A 19,847-nucleotide genomic window follows, 5' to 3' on the forward strand; every position below is an offset into this window, starting at 1 on the left:
CTCAGCGATTGCACGTCCCCTGCGTCACCCCACGACCTGACAGGAGACAGCGATGTCCAGAGCAAGAACTCTGGCTTGCGGCATCTGCGGCGGGATCTTCGCCGCCGCCGCGATCCTCAGCGCCACGCCGGCGAGCGCGGCCCCGGCGGACGGCGGCACCGGCGACACCGGCGACACCGTCGGCGCCTACAAGGCCGCCACCGACACCCTGCCCGAGCAGCGGCTCACCGCCGCGCAGAAGAAGCTGCTCGCCGCCAAGGCCGCCGACGCCAAGGGCGCCGCGGCCGCGTCCGCGGGTGCGTACGGCACCAAGGCGATCAAGTCCTCCGGCGCCATCCAGCAGTCGCAGATCAACTCCTACTACTGCGGCCCGGCCACGCTCGTCATCACCCAGTCCGCGCACGACGAGGTCGGCGGCCGCTCGCAGACCTCGGCGGGCAACGCGCTCAACACCACGACGGCGGGCACGGCCTGGTACGGCATCAACGCCGACGTCCCGAACCCGACCGGCTATCCGATCCCGGACGTGCTGAACCACCGGCTCCCGGGCGCCGGTTACGCGCCGCGGGCGCTCCCGTACACCCCGACCGCGGCCAATAAGACCGCCTTCCGCGACGCCATCACCCACAACACGGCGGGCGACTACGCCATCGCCGGCAACGCCTGGGAGGTCGTCGGCGGCCCGCACCTGGTCGGGCACCCGAACCGGGAGATCTTCCACTGGGTGTCGGTCGACGGGCACAGCGACGACGGCGCGAAGACCGTGCAGTACCGCGACCCGGTGGGCGGGGTGCCGACGTCGGTGATCTCGTGGGCGGCGAGTGTGCCGCGTACGGCCACTATCTCGTCGGACACCATCACCACCATCATGGGTGGCCGTGGGTACGTCTGGTAAAGCACAAGCAACTGCCCTGCTCCTGGCGGGCGTCAGCCTCTGCCTCGCCGCGGGCTGCTCGTCAGGAGGCGGCGGCAAGAAGGACCGGGCGGCCGAGTCCAGTCCCGCCCGTACCACCTCCGCCGCCCCCACCGGGCCGCCGCAGCGCGGCGAGCGGGCCTGCGCCGTGAAGCTGCCCGCCGGGTGGCGGAAGGCGCTCGGCGACGGCGAGATCGACCCGGCGGCGGACGGCGCCCGCGAGGTGCTCACCGCCGTCGGTCCTGGCGCGGCGTGGGCGGTGGTGCAGTCGACGGATGCGGGCGAGCGGACGCTGCAGTTCGTGCCGGAGAGCGGCGAGCGGCGGGATGTCGCCGAGCTGGGCGATCCGGTCGAGGACCAGGTGGACGCGGCCGATTACGACGGGCGCTGGCTGGCGTACGACCTCGTGCGGGGGCGGCAGGCGCAGAGCCCGTGGGAGCTGGTCGCCTGGGACGCGCAGAGCGGCAAGTCGAAGGTCGTCGCGCGGGCGGACCGGGACGGGGAGGGGCAGGCCGTGCCCGGGCCCTTCGTGCAGCCGGTGGTGCGCTCGGGGCGGGTCTTCTGGGCGCAGGGGATCGGCGGCGGGAAGTCGGCGGTGTACGCGGAAGACCTCGGCAAGGGCGGCAAGCGCACGACCCTGTACAAGGGCGTGGCCGACGTCCCCTTCGCGGCGGGCGGCGTCCTGGTGTGGCCCCAGGCCCAGGGCAAGGGCGGCACGGACATCCACCTGGCCGCGGCATCCCTCGACAGCCTGAAACCCGCCGAGCTGCCGCCGCCGATCGCCAGGCTGCGCGGCGTGCGGGTGGCCGGCTCGGACGGCCGCACCTGGGCGTGGGTCGGCGGCAAGCAGGGCACGGAGCTGCGCGTCTGGCGCCCGGGCTGGAAGACCCCGGCCACGCTGGTCGCGGATGCCTCCGAGGCGGTCAACGGCATGGACCAGGTCCAGGTCAGCGGCGACCTGGTGACCTGGCGCTCGACGGAGGCAGCATGGGCGCTGGACCTCCGCTCCCGCTCGTACACGAGGGTCACGCCGCAGTACGGCTACGCGCAGGCGCGGGATGACGCGATCGGGGTGTCGTACGCGGAGGGCGAGGCGAAGTCCGCGGAGTCGACGGCCGTCAACGCGGTGGTCCAGGCGGGCGAGCTGCCGGCGTTGCCGAGGTGCGAGCGTTAGATCTCGAACCAGACGACCTTGCCCGCGCTGAGCCGCTCCGCCCCCCACCGCTGGGCCACGCGGTTCACCAGATACATGCCCCGCCCGCCCTCGTCCGCGGGGCCCGCCCGCCGCATCCGCGGCAGCTGCGGTACGTCATCGACGACCTCGCAGCGCAGCCGGTCCGTGTGCACCATCCGCAGGGTGACCGGCCGTTGGGCGTACCGGACCGCGTTCGTCACGACCTCGCTGACCAGGAGCTCCACCGCGTCCTCCAGGTCCGCCAGGCCCCAGCCCGCCAGCGCCTCGCGGGCCAGCTTGCGGGCCTCTCGCGCGGACTGGGCCTGTGGGTCGAGCACCCATTGGGCGGCGGCGCTCGGGGCGATGCCGTCGAAGCGGGCGGCCAGGAGGGCGATGTCGTCGTCGCGGTCGCCGGGGCCCAGGACGTCCAGCACCTCGTCGCAGAGGGGTTCCAGGGCCGGGGGGTGGTTGTGGTCGGCGTAGGTGCGGTGCCACGTTTCCGTGAGGCGTTCGCAGAGGCGGTCGATGCCCGTGGAGACGTCGCAGATGCGGGACTCGACCAGGCCGTCCGTGTAGAGCAGGAGGGTGGAGCCGACCGGGGCGTCCAGCTCCACCGACGTGAAGCCGATGCCGCCGACGCCGATCGGGGCGCCCGGGGGCACGTCGAGGACCTCGGCGCGGCCGTCGCTGTGGAGGAGGACGGGTGGTGGGTGGCCGGCGTTGGCGAGGGTGAGGCGGCGGCCGATCGGGTCGTAGATCGCGTACAGGCAGGTGGCCATGCGGTCGTCGCCGAGGCGCAGCGCCTGCTCGTCGAGGTGGTGCAGGACCTCCTGCGGGGGGAGGTCGAGGCCGGCGAGGGTCTGGGCCGTCGTACGCAACTGGCCCATGATCGCGGCCGAGGTCACCGAGTGGCCCATCACGTCGCCGACCACCAGCGCGACCCGCGAGCCCGGCAGCGGGATCGCGTCGTACCAGTCGCCGCCCACCCGCGCGGTCTCGGCGGCCGGCAGGTAACGGCTCGCGAGCTTCACGCCGTTGGGCTGCGGCAGCGACTCGGGGAGCATCGTGCGCTGCAGCTCATCCGCGATGTACGCCTCCCGCCCGTACACCACCGCCTTGTCGACGCCCAGCGCCGTATGCGTGGCCAGCTGGGCGGCGACGAGCAGGTCGTCGTGCTCGTACGGAGGCTGCTCCGGGCCGCGGACCAGCACCGCCACGCCGGTCACGCGGCGGCGGCCGCGCAGCGGGGCGACGATGACGCGGCGGCCGGTGGCGGGCGAGCTCTTGCGGGACGGGCCGGCCAGCGGGCTGCCGCGGCCGAGGAGCTCGGTGAGCGCGCCGCGGGCGGCGATCGTGTCGCCGAAGACCGGGCGGACGCCGCGCAGCACCTCGGCGAGAGCCCCGGCCCGTACGACATCCACGACGTCGGCGAGCTCGGCGGCGGACGGGTCCATCAGCGCGTCGTCATCGGAGGTATCGCCCGCCTGCCGCCCGGTGCGCCGCAGCCGCAGCCGGAACGGCCCGCTCGGCTGCGTATCGCCGACGGGCAGCGGCTCGCGCAGATAGACGAGGATGCCGTCGGCGAAGGCCGGCACGGCGGAGCGGCACAGGCCGAGCACGATCTCGTCCAGGTCCATGCCGCGGGCGATGCGGCGGGTGGCGGAGCCGACGAAGCGCAGCCGTGCGGACTCGGCGGGCTCGGGGAGCTCCTCGGCCGGGTGCCGGCGCGGCAGGTCGACGGCGGTGTCCGCGCGCAGCGCTGTCCGCGGCTCGGGCACCTCCGCCCGGGCGGCGGTCTGCTCCTCGCGCTCCGTCACCTGTTCGTACCGTCCGTCCGGCTGGCTGGGCTGGCGCTCAATTCTGATGTATGTCCGGGGTGTTGAGCTCGTTGGTCGGTGAATCGATCCTGTGGAAGGCGATCCTACGTTTGATACACCCGGGCGCATCAAGAGGCTCACGAAGTCTCGCGCGCGCTCGGGGGTTCGGGGGCGTCTCCCGCAGGAAACAGCACACCATCTCCACGAAAAGGGTCGCGCGCGGGCGCGCGGCCCGCTCACTTCGCCGGCTGATCCCAGTCCAGCGGAAGCCGCGGCGTGGACCACGACGGGTCGGGGCGCCAGTGCTGCCAGCTGTCGGTGAACGGCGAGCCCCACGCGCGGATCGCCGCGACCGCCTGCTCACCGGCGCGCAGCGCCTGCCGCGCGGTGGCCTCGTCCATCAGCCCGGTCCGCTGCGCCTGGTCGAACTCGTCCTCGTCCCGCCACTGCCAGCTGCGGTCCGGATAGACCGCGATGTCCAGGAAGTGGTCCTCGGAGTCGACGCCGCCGGACCAGCGGGTCAGCGGCTCCTCGAGGTTCACGTACCAGTTCTTGAAGCGCCAGCCCCGCTCCCAGAACAGCCACACCGACCACGGCTCACCCGGCCGCGCCAGCTTCAGCACCCCCGCTCCGAACCAGCGCGAGCGGGCCGCCCGGCGCGGCTTTGTGTACCGCGTCTCGAGCGGCTCCTTGTGCAGCGGCGTGCCGTCGTCGATGACCGGCCGTACGCATTCGGTGCCCGGCGCCATCCAGACCGCGAGCAGGTCGCGGCCGTGCCGGTCGGGGCCGTCGTGGACGACCGTGACCGGGCGGCAGATGTGCAGCGCGTCGGAGCCATTGCCGCGATAGCGCCAGAGGATGTGCTCCCCTGGCGTCCAGCGCCCGGCAGCGGGCTGTCCGGTTTCTGGCAAGGTGTCCGCGGCTGTCATCCCTAGATATTACGCTGGCACATCGCACAGAGGATCGCCCGAATAGGGGGTCCGGGGGGTATCCCCCGGGAGAATTCAGTAGGGGCGGGTCATCCGCAGGACGTCCAGCGCCTCGTCCAGCTGCGCTGCGGTCAGCAGTCCACGGGCCACATAGCCCTCTTCCTCGACCACCTCGCGGATGGTCTTCCGCTCGGCCAGGGACTTCTTCGCGACCTTGGCGGCCTCCTCGTAGCCGATGTAGCGGTTGAGCGGCGTGACGACGGAGGGGGAGGACTCGGCGTATTCGCGGGCCCGGTCCGCGTCCGCCGTGATGCCGTCGACGGTGCGGTCGGCGAGGAGGCGGGAGGCGTTCGCGAGGAGGCGGATGGACTCCAGGAGGTTCTTCGCCATCACCGGGAGCTGGACGTTCAGCTCGAAGTTCCCGGACGCCCCGGCCGTGGCGACGGTGGCGTCATTGCCGGTGACCTGCGCGGCGACCATCAGGACGGCCTCGGGGATCACCGGGTTGACCTTGCCCGGCATGATCGAGGAGCCCGGCTGGAGGTCGGGGAGGTGGATCTCGGCGAGGCCGGTGCGCGGGCCCGAGCCCATCCAGCGAATGTCGTTGCAGATCTTGGTGAGGCCGACCGCGAGCGTACGGAGCTGGCCCGAGGTCTCCACCAGGCCGTCGCGGGCGCCCTGCGCCTCGAAGTGGTCGCGGGCCTCGGTGAGCGGCAGGCCGGTGGCGCGGGCGACCTCGGCGATCACGGCGGCGGAGAAGCCGGGGGGCGTGTTGATGCCGGTGCCCACGGCCGTACCGCCGAGGGGGAGCTCGGCGAGCCGCGGCAGGCTGGTGTGCAGGCGCTCGATGCCGTGCCGGATCTGGGCCGCGTAGCCGCCGAACTCCTGGCCGAGGGTGACCGGGGTGGCGTCCATGAGGTGCGTACGGCCGGATTTGACGACCGTCGCGAACTCGTCCGCCTTGCGCTCCAGGGACTCGGCGAGGTGGACCAGGGCCGGGATCAGGTCGTGGGTGACCGCGGCGGTGGCGGCGATGTGGATGGAGGACGGGAAGACGTCGTTGGAGGACTGGCTGGCGTTGACGTGGTCGTTGGGGTGGACCGCGGCGCCCGACTTCTCCGAGGCGAGGGTGGCGAGGACCTCGTTGGTGTTCATGTTGGAGGAGGTGCCGGAGCCGGTCTGGAAGACGTCGATCGGGAACTGGTCGTCCCAGCGGCCCTTCGCGACCTCGTCGGCCGCCTCCTGGATGGCGGCCGCGATGTCCTTGTCGAGGACGCCGAGCTCGGCGTTGACCTTCGCGGCGGCGGCCTTGATACGGGCGAGGGCCTCGATGTGGGCGCGCTCCAGGCGCTGGCCCGAGATGGGGAAGTTCTCGACGGCGCGCTGCGTCTGCGCCCGCCACTTGGCGTCCTTGGGGACGCGGATCTCGCCCATGGAGTCGTGCTCGATGCGGTACTCGGTGGTCATGTCGTCGACTTTACGGCTGGGATCCGCCAATCGGATGCGGGAGCGGCGTCGGCGCCTGTCGGGCCGGGGATCGGCTCCTCCGGGCGATTAGCGTGCCGCCGTGCTCAAGGGAATTGCCGTCGCCGCCGCGGTCGCCGCCGCCCTCCTGCCCGCCGCCCCCTTGCCCGCCGCCGCGCATTCGGCACCGCCGCCCGCGCTGCTGTCCGGCAACCCGGACGGCACCCGCGCGTTCTGGACCGCGGAACGGATGCGGGCCGCCGACGCCGCCGTCGCGCAACCCGGCCCTGCCGGCGGCAAGCCGTGGCGGGGGAGCGCGGACAAGGTCAGCCACATCGGGCGGCTGTTCATGCTCTCGCCGAGCGGGAAGATCGGCACCTGCAGCGCCGCCGTCGTCGACGCACCGGACCGCAACGTCCTCGCCACCGCCGCGCACTGCGTCTTCAACCACGACGAGGGCGGCTGGATGGAGCGCGTGCTGTTCGTGCCCGGATACCGCGACGGCGCGGCCCCGTACGGCGCCTACCCCGTCGAGTCCGCCGCCGTCGCGCCCGAGTGGACCGTGCGGCACGCCCACGACGCCGACTACACCTTCCTCACCACCCACGACGACGGTGCGGGGCACCGCGTCCAGGACGTCACCGGCGGCCCCAAGCCGGTCTTCCGGCACGCCAAGGGCGGCCGCTCCATCTTCGGCTACCCCGTCGAGAAGCCCTACGACGGTGCCCGCCTGCAGTACTGCACCGGCCGCCCCACCCCCGTCAAGGACGCGCTGCTCCCCGGCGGCGAGGAGGTCAGCCCCTGCCGCCTCACCCAGGGCGCCAGCGGCGGCCCGTGGTACGACCCGCGCGGGCGGCAGACCGGGGTGTCCAGCGGCCGGCCCGTGGTGGAGGACGCATCCCGTACGGGCGTGGTGCTCGACGACGGCGCCGACGTGCTGTGGTCGGCGGTCTTCGACAAGCGGGCGAAGGGGCTTTACGAGGACCAGGCCTGACCGCGGAGCAGCTCCGCGGTCAGGCCTGGTCAGGCGGTCGAGGCCGTCAGCTCCCCATGTGCACGTCCAGCGCCGTCCGCACCGCCGACTCCAGCGCGCCCTCGATCCAGGCGGGCTTGAGTGACGTGTGGCACCCGGCGAAGTGCAGCGGGCCGATCCGGGGCTGCACGTCCGGGAAGAGCTCGGTGTGCTGGCCGGGAGTGAGGATGGAGGCCTCCCCGTACGCGTACGGGTCCTGCATCCACGACTGGGTGCGGCCGACGCCCGTGAAGAAGACCTCGATCCGGCGGCCGTACACCTCCTGCAGCCCGGCGAGCGCGAGCAGATAGCGCTCGGTGTCCGGCAGCGGGTCCCAGCGCAGCGCGTCTTCCATCCAGGTGTACGAGGCCAGCACGACGCCGCCCTCGCTGCCGGGGACCGGGTGCGACGGGTGGTACATGAAGCGGTTCGGGCTGTCGGTGATCGAGCCGCCGCCGTACGCCTGCACCGCCTCCGGCTGATTGCGTCCCGCCCAGCGGCGGGCGGCGAACCCGGCCTGCTGCTCCTCCGACACCCGCCCGCCCGTCGACGGGTGCGCGCCGAGCAGCCTGCCGGTGTGGCCTTCCACGCCGCCGCGGTACTTGGCGTACAGGCCCGGCTGGATCGCCTCCAGCTCCCGCTTCCAGTCGCTCTCGGCGAACTCCCACCAGCGGCGGGAGAATTCGAGCAGCACCTTCGTCGCCGACGTGTAGTGCAGCTCGATGACGGCGCGCCGCTTCGCGTACGGCAGCCGAGGCCGCAGGTGGACGTGGCGCAGGCCGGAGAACGGGATCGTGACGATCACCTCGTCGGCGCTGAAGTCCTCCTGCTCGATGGGCCCGTTGCGGCCCTCGGAGACGGCCGTGACCCGCACGCCGTCGTCCTTGAGCGCGTCGCCGTACGTGATCCGGGTGACCCGGCGGTCGAGGCGTACGACGTCCTTCACCTTGGCGTACAGCGCGTCGGTGAAGGCCGAGGTGCCGCCGGCGAACTCCCAGAAGCGCATCCCGGGGCGGATCAGCGTGGTGTCGACGAAGGCCGGGAGGAAGCTGAGCGGGAGCCGGGCGGTGAGGTTTTCGAGGGTGCCGACCAGGTCGATGGTGCGGGTGTCGAGGCCGGCGTTGCGCAGGAAGGTCTCGGTGGACAGGTGCCCGTACTTCTGGATCACCCGGGCCCAGCCGTTGAGCAGCTGCGGCATCGGCTTCTCGACCCGTCGGCCGTCGCGGCCGACCGTGGAGATCTCGTCCTGTACGGGCGCCAGCGCCTTCGCGAGGATCGCGCCTGCCGGGACGTCGAGGTACTTCGCCGGGACGCCGAAGGCGGCGTTGATCGTGCGCGGCTTCTTCAGGTACTCCGACTTACGCATCCGGTGGCCCGCGACGACGAGCCAGGTGTTGTCGGCCGGCTCCGGGTCGCGGTAGCTGGTGCGGTCGGGGCCGTAGCGGAGCAGACCGTGGCCGTCGCGGGAGCGGTGCTCGACGGCGGACGGCGGGTCGAGCGGGTCGCCGCTGCCGGGGCGGATGTCGCGCAGGTAGAACGGGCGGCGGGGGACGCGGAGTTTGTCGGCGAGGGCGAGCACGAGGGGGTGCGCGTCGGGCATCCGCATGGCGCCGGCCTCGGCGTACTGCTTCGGGTCGGCGAAGTCGCGGAACGTCTTCACCCGGCCGCCGACCCGGTTGCCGTTGGCCTCCAGGACGGTGACCTGGTGCCCGGCCTGCTTCAGCAGCAGCGCGGCGGTCAGGCCCGCCGGGCCCGCGCCGATGACGAGGACCCGCTTGCGGGGGACCTTGCGGGTGTGGGGCAGGCCCTTGTCGATGAGGATTTCGAGGTGGCGGCGCTTGGTGTCGCTGCCGTCGGCGCCGATCTGGAGCACCTCGCGGGCGACGGCCAGGCAGGTGTCCCAGTCGGACTGGGCGGCGGAGGCGCTGCCGGACGGGCGGGCGGCGGCGGGTGCGGGGGCAGCGGCGGCGGCGGGCGCCACGGCCGCGGCGGCGGCGGCTGCCGCGGCGGTCCCGGTGGCGAAGCCACGGCGGGTGAGGGCTGACGTATCCACGGACGTATCCACGGACCGGAGACAAACGCGGGCCGCGCGCCCGGTGGATACGGACGCGCGGCATGTGGATAGCGTTCACCCGGGAGCGCGCGGGCGAACGGGGCCAGTAGGCCTACTTTTATGACCGGACGGGAATCGAGGTCACGAACGGCTGCGCCGGGCCCGGGTCCGTAAAGAAGTCATTGCCCTTGTCGTCGACCACGATGAACGCCGGGAAGTCCTCGACCTCGATCTTCCAGACGGCCTCCATGCCGAGCTCCTCGTACTCGAGCACCTCGACCTTCTTGATGCAGTCCTGGGCGAGGCGGGCGGCGGGGCCGCCGATGGAGCCGAGGTAGAAGCCGCCGTGGGCGTCGCAGGCGTCGGTGACCTGCTGGGAGCGGTTGCCCTTGGCGAGCATCACCTTCGAGCCGCCGGCGGCCTGGAACTGCTCCACATACGCGTCCATGCGGCCCGCCGTGGTGGGGCCGAAGGAGCCGGAGGCGTAGCCCTCGGGGGTCTTGGCCGGGCCCGCGTAATAGACCGGGTGGTCCTTCAGGTACTGCGGCATCCCCTCGCCCGCGTCGAGCCGCTCCTTGATCTTCGCGTGCGCGATGTCGCGGGCGACGACGAGGGGGCCGGTGAGGGAGAGGCGGGTCTTGACGGGGTACTTGGTGAGCTCGGCGAGGATGTCGTCCATGGGGCGGTTGAGGTCGACCCGAACGACGTCCCCTTCCTCCTCCAGGTGCTCGTCCGTCGTGTCGGGGAGGAAGCGGGCCGGGTCCGTCTCCAACTGCTCCAGGAAGACGCCCTCGGGCGTGATCTTCGCGAGCGCCTGGCGGTCCGCCGAGCAGGAGACGGCGATGGCGACCGGGCAGGAGGCGCCGTGCCGCGGGAGGCGGACGACGCGGACGTCGTGGCAGAAGTACTTGCCGCCGAACTGGGCGCCGATGCCGAGCTTCTGCGTCAGCTCGAAGACCTTCTCCTCCATCTCCTTGTCCCGGAAGCCGTGGCCGTCGGCCGAGCCCTCGTCGGGGATCTCGTCGAGGTAGTGGGCGGAGGCGTACTTCGCGGTCTTCAGGGCGTATTCGGCGCTGGTGCCGCCGACGACGATCGCCAGGTGGTATGGCGGGCAGGCCGCCGTGCCCAGCGAGCGGATCTTCTCCTCCAGGAACTTCATCATGGAGGCCTCGTTCAGCACCGCCTTCGTCTCCTGGTAGAGGAAGGACTTGTTGGCGGAGCCGCCGCCCTTGGCCATGAACAGGAACTTGTACGCGCCGCCGTCCGTGGCGTACAGCTCGATCTGGGCCGGGAGGTTGGAGCCGGTGTTCTTCTCCTCCCACATGGTCAGCGGGGCCATCTGGGAGTAGCGGAGGTTGAGGGTCTGGTACGCGTCGTAGATGCCCTGGGAGAGGGCCTCCTCGTCGCCGCCCTCGGTCAGCACGTTCTGGCCGCGCTTGCCCATCACGATCGCGGTGCCGGTGTCCTGGCACATCGGCAGCACGCCGGCCGCGGCGATGTTGGCGTTCTTCAGCAGGTCCAGCGCCACGAACTTGTCGTTCGGCGACGCCTCCGGGTCGTCGCAGATGCGGCGCAGCTGGGACAGGTGGTCGGGGCGCAGGTAGTGCTGGATGTCATGGATCGCCTCGGCGGCGAGCTTGCGCAGCGCCGCGGGCTCGACCTTGAGGAACGTACGCCCGTCAGGCCCCTCGGCGGTCGCGACGCCGTCCGCGGTGACCAGGCGGTACTCGGTCTGGTCCTCGCCGAGAGGGAGGAGGTCGGTGTAGCTGAACTCAGGCATGAGGGTCCTCGTTGGGTACGCAGGCGGCGGCGACTGGCGCATACCAGGGTAGAGCGGGGGGGCCGACAGTGCGGCTGTGAGGTTGGGCGCAGCGGCCACTTTCGCGATGTATCGCGTTTGGGTAGGCTGGGCCCGTGGACGATACCGCCAAGCCTTCGCTCGAGAAGCAGCCCGCGACCGACTTGCAGAAGCAGGAGCCGCGGCCGCCTGCCGTCGGGGCGGAGCTGCGCGCCTCCGACAAGGACCGCGACCGGGTCGCCGAGATCCTGCGCGAGGCCCTCGCCGAGGGCCGCCTGGACGCCGATGAGCACTCCGAGCGGATCGACCGGGTCTACGCCGCGAAGACGCACGGCGAGCTGGAGCCCATCGTCCGCGACCTCCCGGCGGCGGGGGAGCGTCCGGTGACCGGGCCCGCGCCCGCCGCGTACACCGGTGCGCCGCACTCCGCGGCGCCGGCCGAGGCGGACAACCTGGTCGCGATCTTCAGCGGCGCCAGCCGCAAGGGGCGCTGGCGGGTGGGGCGGCGGATCAACGCGTTCGCCCTCTTCGGCGGGGTGGATATCGATCTCACCGAGGCGTATTTCGAGCACCCCGAGATCGTCATCAAGGCCGTCGCGGTCTTCGGCGGCGTCGAGGTCCGGGTGCCGGAGAACGTCACGCTGCGCAGCACCGGATCCGGCATCTTCGGCGGCTTCGACGTACGCAGCAACGAATCCCCGGAGCCGGGCGCTCCGGTCGTGGTGATCAGCGGCTTCGCCTGCTTCGGCGGCGTCGACGCCAAGCCCAAGCGGGGCAAGCTGATCAAGGACCTGAAGGATCACCTGCGCAAGCACCTGGGGCACTGAACTATCGCTTCCGGTAGGGCCGATGCAGGTCGTCATCGGCCCCTCACGGCGTGAATAGGGGCACGCACAGCGGGTAGGACGACAGGCACATTCTCGTACGCAAGCTGCCTGAATCTGCCTGGATCGCCAACGCTGTCGTCAGGAGTGATCGTGCTTCAACTCCCGCATCACCAGCCGCTGCAGGACGCCGTCGTGCCGCACCAGCGCGCCCGCTCACGCGCCGACGACGGCCCCTGGCACGCGGAGGCGGTCTGCCGCCGCGATGAGGCGGGGCTCTTCTTCGCCCCCTCCAAGGAGCCCACCGCCGACCGGCTGGCCAGGGAAGCCGCCGCAAAGCGGCTGTGCGGGCGCTGCCCGGTCATGGTCGAGTGCCGGGAGCACGCGCTGCTGCAGCCGGAGCCGTACGGCGTGTGGGGCGGGCTCACCGCGGCCGAGCGCCGCGTGGTGATCGCCCGCCGGCGGCGGCGGGAGGCGGAGCTGCGGCAGTCGCAGCGGATCGCGCAGGCTGGCTGACAAACGCAGCGGAGGCCGGGCCCGCAATGGTGCGGGCCCGGCCTCCGGTTTGCGTTCGCTTACTTCGCCCGGTCGAAGTCCACCGCGCTGTACGCACGCAGCTTCGACAGCCGGTGCTCGGACTCGATCTGGCGGATGGTGCCGCTGCGGGAGCGCATCACCAGGGACTGGGTGAAGGCGCGGTCGGCGTTGTAGCGGACGCCGCGGAGCAGGTCGCCGTCGGTGATGCCGGTGGCGACGAAGAAGACGTTCTCGCCGGAGACCAGGTCGTCGGTCATCAGCACCTGGTCGAGGTCGTAGCCGGCGTCCAGGGCGCGGCCGTGCTCGGCGTCGTCCTTGGGCCACAGCTTGCCCTGGAACGTACCGCCGATGCACTTGATCGCGCAGGCGGCGATGATGCCCTCCGGGGTGCCGCCGATGCCGAGCAGCAGGTCCACGCCGGTGCCCTCGCGCACCGCCATGATCGCGCCGGCCACGTCGCCGTCCGCGATGAACTTGATCCGGGCCCCGGTCTCGCGGATCTCCTTCACGATCCCGTCGTGGCGGGGGCGGTCCAGGACCACGACCGTGACGTCCTGCGGGGAGCAGGCCTTGGCCTTGGCGATGCGGCGGATGTTCACGGCGGGCGGGGCGGTGATGTCCATGTACTCGGCGGCCTCGGGGCCTGCGGCGAGCTTGTCCATGTAGAAGACCGAGGACGGGTCGAACATCGAGCCGCGCTCGGCGACCGCCAGCACGGAGACGGCGTTGCCCATGCCCTTCGCGGTGAGGGTGGTGCCGTCGACCGGGTCCACCGCCACATCGCATTCGGCGCCGGTGCCGTCGCCGACCCGCTCGCCGTTGTAGAGCATCGGCGCCTCGTCCTTCTCGCCCTCGCCGATGACGACTACGCCGTTCATCGACACGGTGTGGACGAGGGTGCGCATGGCCTTTACGGCGGCGCCGTCGGCGCCGTTCTTGTCGCCGCGGCCGACCCAGCGGCCGGCCGCCATGGCGGCCGCCTCGGTGACCCGTACGAGCTCAAGGGCCAGGTTTCTGTCCGGGGCCTCCGGGCTCACCTCCAGCTGTGACGGCAGGTGGTGGGCGGTGGCGTGGGACGTCGTCTCAGGCATTGCAGGAACCTTTCTCAGTTCGGCTCCGAGGGGACGGCCGGAGGCGAGGGTGCTTAAGACTTTATCGGCTTATTGCCAGTATGAGCAGACTGGGTCACGGATGAGCAGTCGAGCGGGGCGGGCGGGGGAAGGGGTGAGGGAAGGGGCTGGGCCACCCCTGGCTCCGGGGTGGGTCCGGCATGGGGGACGATGGTGCCGTGGCAAGTGAACGTGCGCGTAAACAGACGGTTCGGAATCTGCTGCTGTCACTGGCGGTGAGCTGCCTTGTCGCGTTCGCCTTCTATCTGCTCCTGGTGCCCAAGGGCGAGGGCAGGGACGCCGGCGACGCGGTGGGGACGATCTCGTACACCCAGGAGCTGGGCCAGGCCAAGCGGGTCTCGCCGTACCCGGTGGTCGTGCCGCAGGGCCTGGGCAAGGAGTGGCGCCCGACCTCGGTCACGTTCCGTAAGGAAGGCGAGGACTACGGCACCACCTGGCACCTCGGCTTCCTGACGCCCGACGACGAGTACGTGGGCGTGGAGCAGGCGGACGAGAAGCCGGTGCCGTTCATCGAGGACAAGACGCACGGCGCCCGCGAGACGGACCGTGCCGCCGAGCGGCTCGGCGGGCGGGACTGGAAGGTGTACGACGGGCCGGAGCGGGATGGCCTGGTGCACCAGGAGGACGGCGTCACGACGGTCGTTTCCGGTACGGCGCCGATGAAGGACCTCAAGAAGATGGCCGCCGCGCTCGAGCCCCAGAAGAAGGACTGAGCGGCGGCGGCCACGGGGGTCTTACGGCAGGTCGGCAGGGTCTCAGACGACCTGGTAGACCTCGTCGAAGTCCAGGCGCGGCGAGCGCGGGCGGTAGGCGTCCTCGGCCGGGTGGCCGATGTTGACGATCGCGATCGGGCGGTGGTCGGCGTCGAGGAATTCCTTCTGGATGCCGTCCGCGTCGAAGCCGGTCATCGGGCCCGCGGCCAGGCCGGCGGCGCGCACGCCGATCACGAAGTACGCGGCCTGCAGGGTGCCGTTCAGCGTGGCGGAGGCCTCGCGGACCGGGCGCTCGCTGAAGAACATGTCCTTGACCTGCGGAACCGCCGGGAACTGGGCAGGCAGCTCCTCGTGGAACTCGTAGTCGGCGGCGAGGATCGCGATGACCGGGGCGGCCACGGTCTTGGCGCGGTTCCCGTCGGCCATCAGCGGTGCGAGGCGCTCGCGGGCCTCGGGGGTGCGGACGAGGACGACGCGCAGCGGCTGCTGGTTGAAGGCGGTGGGGGCCCACTTGACCAGGTCGTGCACCGCGCGCAGCTGCTCGTCGGTGACGGGCTCGGCGGTGAAGGAGTTGGCGGTGCGCGCCTCACGGAAGAGGAGGTCCTGGGCGGCGGGGTCGAGGGCGAGAGTGCTCATGGTGCGGGGGCTGCCTTAGAACTGGATGGCTCGTACACCCTTAAGGCTAGGCGATAAGTAGATTAAGTCTCAACCAAAGCCTCGGTCCGGTGGCTGACCTCACACTTCCTCGTCGTCGCCCGCGTCTCCGTCCTCGTCGTCCTCCAGCTCCTCGTCATCCGCCGCCAGCGCCGCGTCCAGGCGCTCCCGCGCGCCCTCCAGCCACTGCCGGCAGATCTTCGCCAGTTCCTCGCCCCGCTCCCACAGGTCGAGGGACTCCTCCAGCGTCGAGCCGCCCGCCTCCAGCCGGCGCACGACCTGGATCAGCTCGTCCCGCGCCTGCTCATAGCCGAGGGTGCCCGTCGCCTGTGCGTCAGCCTGTGCCTTGGTCATGTCCGCCACCCTACGAGTCACCTGAGACAGTCACGCCGAAGTCGCCCCCGGCCACCCGCGCGCGCAGCTCCTCGCCCGCCGCGACCTCGTCCGGGGCCCGTACGGCAGAGCCGTCGGCGCGCTGCAACACCGCATAGCCGCGCTTGAGGGTGGCGGCGGGGGAGAGGGCGACGACGCGGGCGCGGGTGTGGGTGAGGTCGGCGTCGGCCGCGGCCAGGAGATGGCCGAGGTGGCGGCGGCTGCGGTCCAGCAGGCCCGCGACCTCCTCCTCGCGGTCGTCGACGATCCACCGCGGGTCCGCCATCGACGGGCGGCTCATCCAGTCCTCGAGGCCGTCGAACTCCCGGTCCAGGCGGGTCGTGACCACCCGCAGCGCGCGGTCGCGGAGCTGCTGTATCCGCTGGTGCTCCTCCCCGACGTCCGGGACGGCGTCCTTGGCGGCGTGGGTGGGGGTGCGGGAGCGGAGGTCGGCCACGTAGTCGAGCAGGGGGTTGTCCGGCTCGTGGCCGATCGCGGAGATCACGGGCGTACGGCACGCGGCCACGGCCCGGATCAGCTGCTCGTCGGAGAACGGCAGCAGGTCCTCGACGCTGCCGCCGCCGCGGGCCACGATGATCACGTCCACGTCGGGATGGCCGTCGAGGTCCTGCACGGCCTTGACCACCTGCGTGACCGCGTGCACGCCCTGCACCGGCACCGGGCGCACCTCGAAGCGGACCGCCGGCCAGCGGTGCTTCGCGGTCTCTATGACATCGCGCTCGGCGGCGCTCGCCCGCCCGGTGACCAGTCCGATCAGGCGGGGGAGGAAGGGGATCGGCTTCTTGCGGGACGGCTCGAAGAGCCCCTCCGCCGTGAGCGCCTTCTTCAGCTGCTCCAGCCGTACGAGCAGCTCGCCGACGCCCACCGGCCGGATCTCGGCGGCGCGCAGCGAGAGCCGCCCGCCCGGCGCGTACCAGACCGGCTTGGCGAAGACGACGACCCGGGAGCCTTCCCGTACGAGATCGGCGACCTGGTCGTACACCTGCCGATAGCAGGTCACCGACAGCGACATGTCATGCGACGGGTCGCGCAGCGTCATGAAGACCACGCCCGCGCCCGGGCGCGGCGACAGCTGGGTGATCTGTCCCTCCACCCAGACCGCGCCGAGCCGGTCGATCCAGCCGCCGATCTTCCGCGAGACCTCGCCGACGGGCATCGCGGTCTCGGGCGTGTTCAGAGCCATGCACCGAAGGCTAGTCGCCGGCGCCGACACTCCCGCCGGGCTTGGCGCGGCGCGTGTGCTGCAGCGCCAGTACGACCAGGCCCACCGCCAGCCAGCAGGCGCCGACCACCCGCGCCTCGAACGCGGCCTTCGTGATCACCGCGAGGCAGATGACGATGCCGGCGACCGGGATCAGCGCGTGCTTGACCAGGTGCGTGGGCGGCGCGTCGGGGGAGCGCTCGGCGGTCCTGCGGCCGTAGAAGTACGCGATGACGGAGGCGTGCAGCAGCGCGAAGGCGGACAGCGCCCCGATGTCCACCAGCGTCACCAGCCGGGACAGCCCGTCGCCCGTACGGGACGCCCAGATCGCCGCGACCGCGGCCAGCACCGCCGACACGGCCAGCGCCCGGCGCGGCGTCCCGGACCCGGCGTCCACCCGGGACAGCACGGCCGGCAGCCGCCGCTCCCTGGCCATCGCGAACAGCAGCCGGGACGCCGCCGCCTGCGCGGCCAGCGCGGCGAAGGCGGCGCCGATGGCCTTGCTGACCGCGACGAGGTTGTGCATCCAGTGGCCGATGCCGGCCTCGGCCGCGTCGTAGAAGGCGGTGTCCTGCCGGTCCGGGTGTTTCTGCAGGTCGGATGCGTCGAAGGGGGCGAGCAGCGCGGCGAGGTAGGTCTGCAGCACGAACAGCAGCCCGGTGAAGACGAGGCACACCAGCAGCGCCCGCGCGACCCGCCGGGAGCCGCCGCGGGCCTCCTCGGCGAAGCCCGCGATCGCGTCGAAGCCCAGGTACGACAGCACCGCCACCGACACGCCCGTCAGCACCGCCCCGATCTCGAAGCCGCTGCCGCCGCCGAGGGGCGTGAGCCACCCGCGCTGCGCGCCGTCGCGCGCCAGCACCACCAGGGCGGAGACCACGAAGACGGCGAGCACCAGCACCTCCATCGCCAGGACGGCGAAGCCGACCTTGGCGGCGGTGCGCACGCCTGCCATGTTCAGCGCGGTGGTGATGACCATCGCGGCCGCGGTCCACGCCCAGGCGGGCACGGCTGGGACGAGGGCGTTCATCGCGATGCCGGAGAAGAGGTAGGCGACGGCCGGGATGAGCAGGTAGTCGAGCATCACCATCCAGCCGGCGATGAAGCCGGGCCCCGGGCCGAGGCCCACGCGGGCGTACGCGAAGACCGAGCCGGCGGAGGGCACGACCCGGACCATCTGCGCGTACGAGTAGGCGGTGAAGCCCATCGCGATGGTGGCGGCGACATAGACGAGCGCGACCGCGCCGCCGCTGACGGCGTCGAGGGCGCCGAAGACGCCGACCGGGGCCATCGGGGCGATGAAGAGCATGCCGTAGACGACCAGGTCGCGGAAGGTGAGCTCGCGGTGGAGGCCTGGCTGCGGCGGCTGGTGGGTACGGGGCGGCACTCCTTGATCATGGGATGCGGGGGCGGGGGCGGCAACGCCGGGCGGGCCGTTGGGTGGTCGCCGGGTGGGCCGCTGGGGGGTTGGTGAGCCGGCCGGGTGGGGCGGCCCGGTAGCGGCGCGGCCTTCCGTACCATGGGCAGCATGAGTGCTCCCGCCGCTGAAGCCCGCCGTGTCCTACTGGCCGCCCCGCGCGGCTACTGCGCCGGCGTGGACCGCGCGGTCATCGCCGTCGAGCAGGCCCTGAAGCAGTACGGGGCGCCGGTCTACGTCCGCCACGAGATCGTCCACAACAAGTACGTCGTCAAGACCCTGGAGAAGAAGGGCGCCATCTTCGTCGAGGAGACGGAGGAGGTGCCGGAGGGCAACATCGTCGTCTTCTCCGCGCACGGCGTCGCGCCGGTCGTCCACGAGGAGGCCGAGCGCGGCAAGCTCGCGTCCATCGACGCCACCTGCCCCCTGGTCACCAAGGTGCACAAGGAAGCCGTCCGCTTCGCCAAGGAGGACTACGACATCCTCCTGATCGGCCACGAGGGCCACGAGGAAGTCATCGGCACGTCGGGGGAGGCCCCGGACCACATCACGCTGGTCGACGGCCCCGGCGACGTGGAGAACGTGCAGGTCCGCGACGAGAACAAGGTCGTCTGGCTGTCGCAGACCACGCTCTCCGTGGACGAGACGATGGAGACGGTCGACGCGCTGGAGCGGAAGTTCCCGAACCTGCTCAGCCCGCCGAGCGACGACATCTGCTACGCCACCCAGAACCGGCAGGTCGCGATCAAGCAGGTCGGCGCCGACTCTGACCTGGTGATCGTCGTCGGCTCGCAGAACTCCTCGAACTCCAAGCGCCTGGTCGAGGTCGCGCTGGGCGCCGGGGCTTCGGCCTCGTACCTGGTGGACGGGGCCGACGAGATCGACGAGGCCTGGCTGGACGGCGTCCGCACGGTCGGCGTGACCTCCGGCGCGTCGGTGCCGGAGGTCCTGGTCGACGGCGTCCTCGACTGGCTGGCCGAGCGTGGCTACGGCGACGTGGAGATCGTCCAGCCGGTCCAGGAGTCGATCACCTTCTCGCTCCCGAAGGAGCTCCGCCGTGACCTTCGCGCGGAGGCCGCGGAGCGGGTGAGCGGCGACTCGTAGCGGACCGCTGGCGCCTGCGGGCCTGCCGTACGGCCAGCAGCGCCAGCCAGCGCACGAACACCACGCCCACGGACGTGATCGTCCCCGCGTACAGCCACGGCGCCTGCAGCGCCAGGTCGGTGCCGATCGCCATGACCCGGTCGACCATCCCGCCGGCGCCGCTGCCCTGCGCCGCCAGCAGCCCGGCCGCGAACGCGATCGGCGCCGCCACCGGCGCCGTGACCAGGTCGGCGGGCCGTACCCAGACGGCCGCGGCGCCTGTGACCAGCACGAAGACGCACCCGTAGAAGACCGGCAGCCGCTCGCCCGACCACTGCACCAGCAGCCCGGTCAGCAGCATCGCGCCGACCGCGAGCAGCCCGCTGCCGAGCGCGGTGAGGCGGGGTCCGGGCGGGTGCAGGACCCGCTCGATGGCGGTGGGGACGGGGCGCTGGCGGGCGGCGCGGTAGGTGGTGGGCGACGGAGCGGGGGAAGGTGGGGATGCTTGCGGCGGCGCCTGCCGGGGCAGCCGGGAACCCGCTTCGTGGCCGGGGTTCGACTGCGTTCCGTGCTTGCGCGTACCCGTACTGTGATGCTGCACCTCCCCACCGTAGGCCGCGGGATGCCGGGAAACCTCTGACATGCACGAATTGCACCCGCTGTGTCGGGGGTGGGGTCACCCGGGGAAGGGGATACGGCGCGCCCGTAGAATGAAGGACTGCTCGAACTGAATGA

General features: G+C 72.1%; 18 protein-coding genes. 7 read left to right on the forward strand and 11 right to left on the reverse strand.

Annotated features, from left to right (window positions below):
* The first annotated feature begins 52 nt into the window (after positions 1-52).
* Positions 53-895: a hypothetical protein gene (locus ACNNMR_RS28240; RefSeq protein ID WP_419997489.1), complete on the forward strand. Its 843-nt coding sequence runs from the start codon at positions 53-55 to the stop codon at positions 893-895.
* Complete coding sequence (locus ACNNMR_RS28245) at positions 879-2,087, forward strand: hypothetical protein (RefSeq protein ID WP_419997490.1); 1,209 nt, start codon at positions 879-881, stop codon at positions 2,085-2,087. The genes ACNNMR_RS28240 and ACNNMR_RS28245 overlap by 17 nt, the downstream gene beginning before the upstream one ends.
* On the opposite strand, the gene ACNNMR_RS28250 is transcribed toward ACNNMR_RS28245, so the two are convergent.
* The 3 genes from ACNNMR_RS28250 to ACNNMR_RS28260 all read right to left on the reverse strand — a co-directional run bounded on the left by ACNNMR_RS28250 (position 2,084) and on the right by ACNNMR_RS28260 (position 6,300).
* Entirely contained in the window at positions 2,084-4,033 is a 1,950-nt protein-coding gene (locus ACNNMR_RS28250) for an ATP-binding SpoIIE family protein phosphatase (protein ID WP_420000503.1), read from the reverse strand. The two genes, ACNNMR_RS28245 and ACNNMR_RS28250, sit on opposite strands and share 4 nt — an antisense overlap.
* A gap of 107 nt (positions 4,034-4,140) precedes the next feature.
* Positions 4,141-4,833: a DUF402 domain-containing protein gene (locus ACNNMR_RS28255; RefSeq protein WP_419997491.1), complete on the reverse strand. Its 693-nt coding sequence runs from the start codon at positions 4,831-4,833 to the stop codon at positions 4,141-4,143.
* Between the two features lie 75 nt (positions 4,834-4,908).
* The gene (locus ACNNMR_RS28260; protein ID WP_419997492.1) at positions 4,909-6,300 is read right to left on the reverse strand and encodes a class II fumarate hydratase; all 1,392 of its coding nucleotides are present in this window, start codon (positions 6,298-6,300) and stop codon (positions 4,909-4,911) included.
* A 100-nt stretch (positions 6,301-6,400) separates the two neighbouring features.
* Here ACNNMR_RS28260 and ACNNMR_RS28265 point away from each other — a divergent pair, with 100 nt between their 5' ends.
* Positions 6,401-7,291, forward strand: coding sequence for a trypsin-like serine peptidase (locus ACNNMR_RS28265; RefSeq protein ID WP_419997493.1), 891 nt, complete (start codon positions 6,401-6,403; stop codon positions 7,289-7,291).
* 46 nt (positions 7,292-7,337) lie between these two features.
* Here the strand turns inward: ACNNMR_RS28265 and ACNNMR_RS28270 are convergent, their stop codons facing one another.
* Together ACNNMR_RS28270 and ACNNMR_RS28275 are read right to left on the reverse strand one after the other, a co-directional pair.
* Positions 7,338-9,362 (reverse strand): flavin monoamine oxidase family protein, encoded by a 2,025-nt coding sequence (locus ACNNMR_RS28270; RefSeq protein ID WP_419997494.1) that lies wholly within the window; start codon positions 9,360-9,362, stop codon positions 7,338-7,340.
* 118 nt (positions 9,363-9,480) lie between these two features.
* On the reverse strand, positions 9,481-11,142 hold the full coding sequence (locus tag ACNNMR_RS28275; protein WP_419997495.1) for a fumarate hydratase: 1,662 nt from the start codon (positions 11,140-11,142) through the stop codon (positions 9,481-9,483).
* Positions 11,143-11,276: 134 nt separating this feature from the next.
* Here ACNNMR_RS28275 and ACNNMR_RS28280 point away from each other — a divergent pair, with 134 nt between their 5' ends.
* Both ACNNMR_RS28280 and ACNNMR_RS28285 read left to right on the forward strand, forming a co-directional pair.
* The gene (locus ACNNMR_RS28280; RefSeq protein ID WP_419997496.1) at positions 11,277-11,987 is read left to right on the forward strand and encodes a DUF1707 SHOCT-like domain-containing protein; all 711 of its coding nucleotides are present in this window, start codon (positions 11,277-11,279) and stop codon (positions 11,985-11,987) included.
* Between the two features lie 150 nt (positions 11,988-12,137).
* Positions 12,138-12,500, forward strand: a complete 363-nt coding sequence (locus ACNNMR_RS28285) for a WhiB family transcriptional regulator (RefSeq protein ID WP_419997497.1) — start codon at positions 12,138-12,140, stop codon at positions 12,498-12,500.
* Positions 12,501-12,559: 59 nt separating this feature from the next.
* On the opposite strand, the gene glpX is transcribed toward ACNNMR_RS28285, so the two are convergent.
* The gene (gene glpX, locus ACNNMR_RS28290) at positions 12,560-13,612 is read right to left on the reverse strand and encodes a class II fructose-bisphosphatase (RefSeq protein ID WP_419997498.1); all 1,053 of its coding nucleotides are present in this window, start codon (positions 13,610-13,612) and stop codon (positions 12,560-12,562) included.
* 197 nt (positions 13,613-13,809) lie between these two features.
* Here glpX and ACNNMR_RS28295 point away from each other — a divergent pair, with 197 nt between their 5' ends.
* On the forward strand, positions 13,810-14,364 hold the full coding sequence (locus ACNNMR_RS28295; RefSeq protein ID WP_419997499.1) for a DUF4245 domain-containing protein: 555 nt from the start codon (positions 13,810-13,812) through the stop codon (positions 14,362-14,364).
* A 42-nt stretch (positions 14,365-14,406) separates the two neighbouring features.
* Here the strand turns inward: ACNNMR_RS28295 and ACNNMR_RS28300 are convergent, their stop codons facing one another.
* The 4 genes from ACNNMR_RS28300 to ACNNMR_RS28315 form a co-directional block, all read right to left on the reverse strand.
* Complete coding sequence (locus tag ACNNMR_RS28300) at positions 14,407-15,000, reverse strand: malonic semialdehyde reductase (protein ID WP_419997500.1); 594 nt, start codon at positions 14,998-15,000, stop codon at positions 14,407-14,409.
* A 99-nt stretch (positions 15,001-15,099) separates the two neighbouring features.
* Complete coding sequence (locus ACNNMR_RS28305; RefSeq protein WP_419997501.1) at positions 15,100-15,372, reverse strand: exodeoxyribonuclease VII small subunit; 273 nt, start codon at positions 15,370-15,372, stop codon at positions 15,100-15,102.
* A gap of 10 nt (positions 15,373-15,382) precedes the next feature.
* On the reverse strand, positions 15,383-16,594 hold the full coding sequence (gene xseA, locus ACNNMR_RS28310) for an exodeoxyribonuclease VII large subunit (protein ID WP_419997502.1): 1,212 nt from the start codon (positions 16,592-16,594) through the stop codon (positions 15,383-15,385).
* A 10-nt stretch (positions 16,595-16,604) separates the two neighbouring features.
* Positions 16,605-17,921 carry an APC family permease gene (locus tag ACNNMR_RS28315; RefSeq protein WP_420000504.1) on the reverse strand — a complete coding sequence of 439 codons (1,317 nt, stop codon included), beginning with the start codon at positions 17,919-17,921 and terminating at the stop codon, positions 16,605-16,607.
* A gap of 210 nt (positions 17,922-18,131) precedes the next feature.
* Here ACNNMR_RS28315 and ACNNMR_RS28320 point away from each other — a divergent pair, with 210 nt between their 5' ends.
* On the forward strand, positions 18,132-19,133 hold the full coding sequence (locus tag ACNNMR_RS28320; RefSeq protein ID WP_419997503.1) for a 4-hydroxy-3-methylbut-2-enyl diphosphate reductase: 1,002 nt from the start codon (positions 18,132-18,134) through the stop codon (positions 19,131-19,133).
* On the opposite strand, the gene ACNNMR_RS28325 is transcribed toward ACNNMR_RS28320, so the two are convergent.
* On the reverse strand, positions 19,057-19,713 hold the full coding sequence (locus tag ACNNMR_RS28325) for a DUF6542 domain-containing protein (protein WP_419997504.1): 657 nt from the start codon (positions 19,711-19,713) through the stop codon (positions 19,057-19,059). The two genes, ACNNMR_RS28320 and ACNNMR_RS28325, sit on opposite strands and share 77 nt — an antisense overlap.
* Between the last annotated feature and the right edge of the window lie 134 nt (positions 19,714-19,847).

Origin of the sequence: Streptomyces boninensis, assembly GCF_048572725.1 — a bacterium.
In the GTDB taxonomy this organism is placed as follows: Bacteria; Actinomycetota; Actinomycetes; order Streptomycetales; family Streptomycetaceae; genus Streptomyces; species Streptomyces boninensis.